This window comes from Pseudomonas cimarronensis, from assembly GCF_049331905.1.
Classification (GTDB): domain Bacteria; phylum Pseudomonadota; class Gammaproteobacteria; order Pseudomonadales; family Pseudomonadaceae; genus Aquipseudomonas.
In genome coordinates this window covers 2,318,124-2,325,000 of the sequence record NZ_CP186283.1, presented here as the reverse complement: position 1 = coordinate 2,325,000, position 6,877 = coordinate 2,318,124, and the positions used below count along the sequence as shown (strand labels likewise).

The 6,877-nt window shown below is 54.7% G+C and carries 4 protein-coding genes, 1 tRNA gene, 1 rRNA gene and 1 pseudogene (1 of these 7 running past the window's edge); 1 reads left to right on the top strand and 6 read right to left on the bottom strand.

Translation table 11 applies throughout. The annotated features are described in order from the left end of the window. Positions 1-751, bottom strand: a 16S ribosomal RNA gene (locus tag ACOCLD_RS10900) (it extends 785 nt beyond the left edge of the window). Between the two features lie 1,051 nt (positions 752-1,802). Between ACOCLD_RS10900 and ACOCLD_RS10895 the strand changes: the two genes are divergently transcribed. After that, positions 1,803-2,456, top strand: coding sequence for a DEAD/DEAH box helicase family protein (locus ACOCLD_RS10895; protein ID WP_422911791.1), 654 nt, complete (start codon positions 1,803-1,805; stop codon positions 2,454-2,456). Positions 2,457-3,200: 744 nt separating this feature from the next. Here the strand turns inward: ACOCLD_RS10895 and ACOCLD_RS10890 are convergent. From ACOCLD_RS10890 to pheT, 5 genes and pseudogenes are all read right to left on the bottom strand, one after another. Beyond that, positions 3,201-3,371 (bottom strand): annotated as a pseudogene (locus ACOCLD_RS10890) (site-specific integrase); the annotation flags it as partial. A gap of 299 nt (positions 3,372-3,670) precedes the next feature. Next, a tRNA-Pro gene (locus tag ACOCLD_RS10885) sits at positions 3,671-3,747 on the bottom strand. Positions 3,748-3,829: 82 nt separating this feature from the next. Beyond that, entirely contained in the window at positions 3,830-4,186 is a 357-nt protein-coding gene (locus ACOCLD_RS10880; RefSeq protein ID WP_108489042.1) for a MerR family transcriptional regulator, read from the bottom strand. Continuing rightward, entirely contained in the window at positions 4,167-4,469 is a 303-nt protein-coding gene (ihfA, locus tag ACOCLD_RS10875) for an integration host factor subunit alpha (protein ID WP_003243414.1), read from the bottom strand. Before ihfA ends, ACOCLD_RS10880 begins: the two co-directional genes overlap by 20 nt. 3 nt (positions 4,470-4,472) lie before the next feature. Next, positions 4,473-6,851 (bottom strand): phenylalanine--tRNA ligase subunit beta, encoded by a 2,379-nt coding sequence (pheT, locus tag ACOCLD_RS10870; protein ID WP_422909170.1) that lies wholly within the window; start codon positions 6,849-6,851, stop codon positions 4,473-4,475. Positions 6,852-6,877 lie beyond the last annotated feature (26 nt).

Below are 6,877 nucleotides of genomic sequence, written 5' to 3'. Positions count from 1 at the left end.
AGTGTCAGTATCAGTCCAGGTGGTCGCCTTCGCCACTGGTGTTCCTTCCTATATCTACGCATTTCACCGCTACACAGGAAATTCCACCACCCTCTACCGTACTCTAGCTCAGCAGTTTTGAAAGCAGTTCCCAGGTTGAGCCCGGGGATTTCACTTCCAACTTACTGAACCACCTACGCGCGCTTTACGCCCAGTAATTCCGATTAACGCTTGCACCCTTCGTATTACCGCGGCTGCTGGCACGAAGTTAGCCGGTGCTTATTCTGTCGGTAACGTCAAAATAGCAACGTATTAGGCTACTACCCTTCCTCCCAACTTAAAGTGCTTTACAATCCGAAGACCTTCTTCACACACGCGGCATGGCTGGATCAGGCTTTCGCCCATTGTCCAATATTCCCCACTGCTGCCTCCCGTAGGAGTCTGGACCGTGTCTCAGTTCCAGTGTGACTGATCATCCTCTCAGACCAGTTACGGATCGTCGCCTTGGTGAGCCATTACCTCACCAACTAGCTAATCCGACCTAGGCTCATCTAATGGCGCGAGGTCCGAAGATCCCCCGCTTTCTCCCGTAGGACGTATGCGGTATTAGCGTCCGTTTCCGAACGTTATCCCCCACCACTAGGCAGATTCCTAGGCATTACTCACCCGTCCGCCGCTCTCAAGAGAAGCAAGCTTCTCTCTACCGCTCGACTTGCATGTGTTAGGCCTGCCGCCAGCGTTCAATCTGAGCCATGATCAAACTCTTCAGTTCAATACTGCTTGGGTTTTGAGAAAACCCTAAACCTGGCTCAGCAATCGACAAAAAACTCTCAAATTAACGAGTGTTACTTGTGATGCTGATAATCTTGCGACTAGCAGTCTTACCTCACAAGCACCCACACGAATTGCTTGATTCAGTTGTTAAAGAGCGGTTGGTTAAGTCTTTCGTCTCAACCGAGGCGCGCATTTTACAGCAGCCTCATCTTCCGTCAAGTGATTTCGAAAATTTCTTTTCAATCTCAACCACTTGCGCTTTCGATCAACATCTAGCTTCTCGTCAGCGGGAGGCGAATTCTACAGCGTTTCAAACCGCTGTCAACCGCCTCTTTTACCGCTTTCGATCTGCCTGACCGAATCTCTTCAGACTCAAACACCACCTCAAGAGGTGGCGCATTCTACGCAGCTTTCGCTGCTTTGCAACCCCTTCTTAAATCTAACTTCTTGTTTTATAAGAAGTTTAAGGGCCCGCTTACGCCTGAAGAGCTGCGCATTATAGGGACAGAAAATCCAAGGTCAACCGAATATTGCGCTTTTGTTTCAGAAGCCACGAATTCCAGAAGCAGGGCACCTTTGATGCCCAATCCGCAGGGCTTCAGCACCCTCTAGTCCTGGCTGATCTGGCGCAACTCGAAGCTGCTACGCTGATGACTATCGGCATCTTGATCCAGAACTAGGCTGCGTAATAGACGCAACACGTAGCGAGGGATCAGCATCATGACGCCAGAATCAGAAGCACGTCAGCAGATTGACCAGAAGCTACAACAAGCTGGCTGGTTCATCCAGTACATGAAGCAGCTTAATTTAGGTGCGGCGCGTGGCGTGGCTGTGCGAGAGTTTCCGACCGATTCTGGACCTGCGGATTACGTGCTTTTTGTTGACCGGGTCTCCGTCGGGGTGATTGAAGCTAAGAAGGACGGAGCGGGTGTAAACCTCACGGTCACAGAAGGCCAAACGGAGCACTACGCCAACGCCACACTCAAACATCGCCAAGACAATGCACCGCTGCGCTTCCTGTTTGAAGCAACCGGCAAGATCATCCGCTTATCCTGTTCCTGGTCGACGCCCGCAACCTCGGCAAGCAGGCGCATCAGGAATTCATGGCCTATACGCCTCCAGATGATGGCCGCAAGTTCACCGAGCTTTACAACGTGCAGCGGCTGGCTTCGCCCAACATCGATCCGCATTCGCAGGTGTGCATCAGCACCATCCAGCGCATGTACTCGATTCTGAGTGGTGAGCCGATTGATGAGACTGCCGAGGATGTTTCGCTCAACGAAGTACAGCAAACCGCCAAGCAGGAAAAACTGGTCCGCTACAACCCGGTCGTGCCGGTGGAAACCTTCGACTTCATCATCATCGATGAATGCCACCGCAGCATTTACAACCTTTGGAAGCAGGTGCTCGATTACTTCGATGCCAGCTTGATCGGCCTCACCGCCACACCTGACAAACGCACCTTCGGCTTCTTCAACGAAAACATCGTCGCAGAATATACCTACGAGCAGTCCGTGGCGGATGGTGTCAACGTCGGTTACGACGTGTTTGAGATCGAAACAGAAATCACCCAGAAGGGCGCGGAGCTGAAGGCCAAAGAGTGGATAGACCATCGCGCGCCACCCGCAAAAAGCGTTGGGGTGAAACCGAAGAAGACACCACCTACACCGGTAAGGAGCTGGATAAGTCGGTGGCGAACGTGAGCCAGATCCGCCAGGTGATCCAGGCGATGAAAACAGCGGTTGAAACGCAGATTTTCCCGGCGCGTAAAGAAACACCCAAGACCCTGATCTTTGCCAAGACAGACAGCCACGCCGACGACATCATCAACATCGTGCGTGAGGTCTACGGTCAGGGCAACGCCTTCTGCAAGAAGGTCACCTACCGCGCCGAAGAAGACGCCAACAGCATCCTCAGCAGCTTTCGTAACGACTACAACCCACGCATTGCCGTCACCATGGACATGATAGCCACCGGCACCGACGTGAAGCCACTGGAAGTGCTGCTGTTCATGCCTGACGTACGCAGCAAGGGCTATTACGAACAGATGAAGGGCCGTGGCGTGCGCAGCCTGGATGGCGACAGCCTCAAGCGCGTCAGCAACAGCGCCGATGGGGCCAAAACCCGCTTTGTGCTGATCGATGCCGTGGGCGTGGAAAAAAGCCTCAAGACTGAAAGCCGCCCGTTGGAGAAAAAGCCCGGCGTGGCGTTTAAAGACCTGCTGCAAGGTGTAGCCATGGGCAGCCGCGATGACGACACCGTGCTCTCACTCGCCAACCGCTTGGTGCGCCTCGCGAAACAGCTACCTGTATGGGGTGCAAGGGGTAGAGTGTTCGAATCACTCCGTCCCGACCAAAAACACCCTAGAAATCCAGCCACTTATCGGTGGCTGGATTTTTTATGGGCGTTTCACACATGGAAGCGTAGGGGCTTTTGCGGGACTTTTTTCATCCTGCCATTCTCCTCAAAATTGTCAGGGCCGGACCGCGCGAGTCGGTGGCCGAAATCCGGTTGGCTTCATCGATCAGTTTGCCCAATTCTGCGGCTGAGTAGTGACTTTTGATGCTGCCGTTCTTGTGCCCCAGCAGAGCCTTCCTGTCTTCCTCCGTTATGTTCGATCTGCTGCAGGAGTTGGCTCCGGACGCTGAGAACGGCACCTGGCAAGACCTCAACCTGCCCCCTCTGACAACCGCCCTGAAAATCGCTACCGGCAAGCGAGCTGATCCCTGCGCTTTTGGCTCCGTTGAGCTAGAACTCTCGAAAACTTGCCGCAACTCACATGACAGGAGTCTGAGCAAGGCAATCTCAATTGGCAACCAATTGGCAACCAGAAAGCGACCTTTTAGGGGGCACAGAAAAATCAGCGAGCATAAAAAAATCCAGTCACCGCTAAGTGACTGGATTTCTAGGGTATTTTTGGTCGGGACGGAGTGATTCGAACACTCGACCCCTTGCACCCCATGCAAGTGCGCTACCGGGCTGCGCTACGCCCCGACTATGCTTCCGTGTTACTGGAAGCGGTGAGGACTCTACAATAAGCTGCTGAATTGTGGAAGTTTTTTTTATTTCCGCAGCGTTATTTGCGAAGTACTAACAACACATCCTCAAGCTCGGCAATCATCTGCTTGATGAGCTGCTTGTACTGCGTATTGTCGTCTTTAGCTTCATCACCCGAGAGGCGCTGACGCGCCCCACCAATGGTGAAGCCCTGGTCATACAACAGCGCACGAATCTGCCGAATCATCAGCACATCCTGACGCTGATAGTAACGCCTATTGCCACGCCGCTTGACTGGATTGAGCTGTGGGAACTCCTGCTCCCAGTAGCGCAACACATGCGGTTTGACAGCACACAGCTCACTGACTTCACCGATCGTGAAATAGCGTTTGCCGGGTATGGCGGGCAGTTCGTCGTTATGACTTGGTTCCAGCATACGCCTCGACCCTGGCTTTAAGTTTCTGGCCTGGACGGAAAGTCACCACACGGCGAGCCGTGATAGGGATTTCCTCTCCTGTTTTTGGATTGCGACCGGGGCGCTGACGTTTATCGCGCAGATCAAAATTACCGAACCCCGAGAGTTTGACCTGTTCGTTGAGCTCCAGCGCTTGGCGGATTTCTTCAAAGAACAGCTCCACCAACTCCTTGGCTTCCCGTTTATTCAGGCCCAGCTCTTCATACAGACGTTCCGCCATCTCAGCTTTCGTCAGAGCCCCCATACGCTACTTCCTTAACGTGGCGTTGAACCTTTGTTCCAGGGAGGTGAGAATATTTTGCGTTGTGGTACTCACCTCATCGTCATTAAGAGTGCGCGATGGATGCTGCCAGGTCAAGCCAACGGCAAGGCTTTTTCTATGAGGATCAATGCCTTTACCGTGATACACGTCAAATAGCTTGAGGTCAGTCAACCACTCACCAGCTGCGCCGCGAATAGCACTGAGCAGATCCTGAGCGGGTACGTCACGATCAACCAACAATGCAAGATCACGCCGCACTTCAGGGAACTTGGACAGCTCTTGGAATTTCGGCATCAAACCTTGAGTAATCTCACTCAATACTAGCTCGAACATGAACACGGGCTGATCCAACCCCAGCGCTTTGGCAAGCTCAGGGTGAATAGCGCCGAAGAAACCCACAACGCGCCCTTCCCGCTCAATTCGAGCCGTTTGCCCTGGATGCAATGCGGCGTGTTCGCCTGGCACGAACGCAAAACTGCCACTCGCACCGGCACTACCCAACAACGCTTCAACGTCCGCCTTTACATCATAGAAATCAACACTATCACGCGCATGCGCCCAACCTTCCGGCAAGCGCGTACCGCACACAACACCCGCCAGCATGGGTTCTTGCTTCAACCCTTCAAGCTGGCCAACAAACCGCAGGCCACTCTCAAACAGACGAACACGAGCCTGTTGACGATTGAGGTTGTGTTGCAACGCCTTGACCAAACCCGGCCATAGCGAGGAACGCATGGCCGCCATGTCGGCGGAAATAGGGTTGGCCAGTAGCAACGGCTGAACGCCTGGACTGAACAGCTCAAACAACTTGGGATCAATAAAGCTGTAAGTGATAGCCTCCTGATAGCCGCGAGCGACCAGCAGACGACGCAAGGCGGGCAACTCAACCGCTGCTTCGGCTTTGGCTTGCGGAGCCAGACGCGCTTGCGGGTAGCGAACCGGTAAGCGGTTATAGCCATACAGACGCCCCAACTCTTCGATCAGATCGACCTCCAAGCTGATATCAAAGCGATGGCTTGGCACGCTAACCTGCCACTGCCCCAAACCTTGAGCACTTACGCCAAGCCCCAACGCAGCAAGCAGACGCTCAACCTCTGCACCATCCATATCCATGCCCAGCATCTGACTGATGCGCTCGGCACGCAGGGTGATCGGCGCGACATTCGGCAGATCAGCAGCGCTGCTCACCTCAATGATCGGGCCGGCTTCGCCGCCAACAATGTCCAGCAACAGTGCAGTCGCTCGCTCCATGGCATTACGCGCCAGCTGCGAGTCCACACCTCGCTCGAAACGATGCGAAGAGTCGGTGTGCAAGCCATAAGAACGCGCCTTGCCAGCCACCGCGATGGTGTCGAAGAACGCGCTCTCCAGGAACAGATCTGCGGTCTTAGCGCTCACACCACTGTGTTCGCCACCCATAACGCCGGCGATGGCCAGGGCCCGACCGTGATCAGCGATCACAAGGGTATCAGCACGCAGGCTGACTTCCTGGCCATCCAGCAGCACCAGCTTTTCGCCCTCTTCCGCCATGCGCACGCGGATGCCGCCATTGATCTCGGCGAGGTCGAAAGCATGCATCGGCTGACCGAGTTCCAGCATCACGTAATTGGTGATGTCGACGGCAGCATCAATGCTACGAATATCGGAACGCCGCAGGCGCTCGACCATCCACAGCGGGGTAGGCTTGGACAAGTCGACGTTACGAACGACACGCCCGAGATAACGCGGGCACGCCTTGGAGGCAAGCACTTCGACCGGCCGCACCTCATCATGAACAGCTGTAACTGGAGCAACCGAGACGGGCACTACCGAAGTACCGTAGATGGCACCCACTTCGCGAGCGAGACCCGCCAAAGACAGGCAGTCCCCCCGATTAGGGGTCAGACCGATTTCGATACTGGCATCATCCAGGCCCAGATACACACGAATGTCCTGGCCGACCGGAGCATCAGCCGCCAACTCCATGAGGCCGCTGTTGTCCTCACTGATTTGCAGCTCGGAGGCCGAGCAGAGCATCCCCTGAGACTCCACGCCACGCAGTTTGGCCTGCTTGATCTTGAAATCACCCGGGAGCTCAGCGCCAATCATGGCGAAGGGAATCTTGATACCGGCCCGGGCATTTGGTGCGCCGCAAACTACCTGGAAGTTGGCACTGCCATTGCTGACCTGGCACACGCGCAATTTGTCGGCATCTGGATGCTGCTCGGCACTGAGGATTTCCCCCACAACGACACCGCTGAACAGACCCGCAACCGGGGTCACTGCGTCCACTTCCAGGCCAACCATGGACAGGCGAGCCACTAGTTCATCACGCGAGACAGCAGGATTTACCCAGCTGCGCAGCCATTGTTCACTGAATTTCATTCTGTCTGTTCTCCTGAACCAATTCG

Bases quoted from the DNA above. Each gene is read 5' to 3' on its own strand.
- ACOCLD_RS10880 (WP_108489042.1), bottom strand. From the start codon at position 4,186: ATGCTGGAACCAAGTCATAACGACGAACTGCCCGCCATACCCGGCAAA.
- ihfA (WP_003243414.1), bottom strand. From the start codon at position 4,469: ATGGGGGCTCTGACGAAAGCTGAGATGGCGGAACGTCTGTATGAAGAG.
- pheT (WP_422909170.1), bottom strand. From the start codon at position 6,851: ATGAAATTCAGTGAACAATGGCTGCGCAGCTGGGTAAATCCTGCTGTC.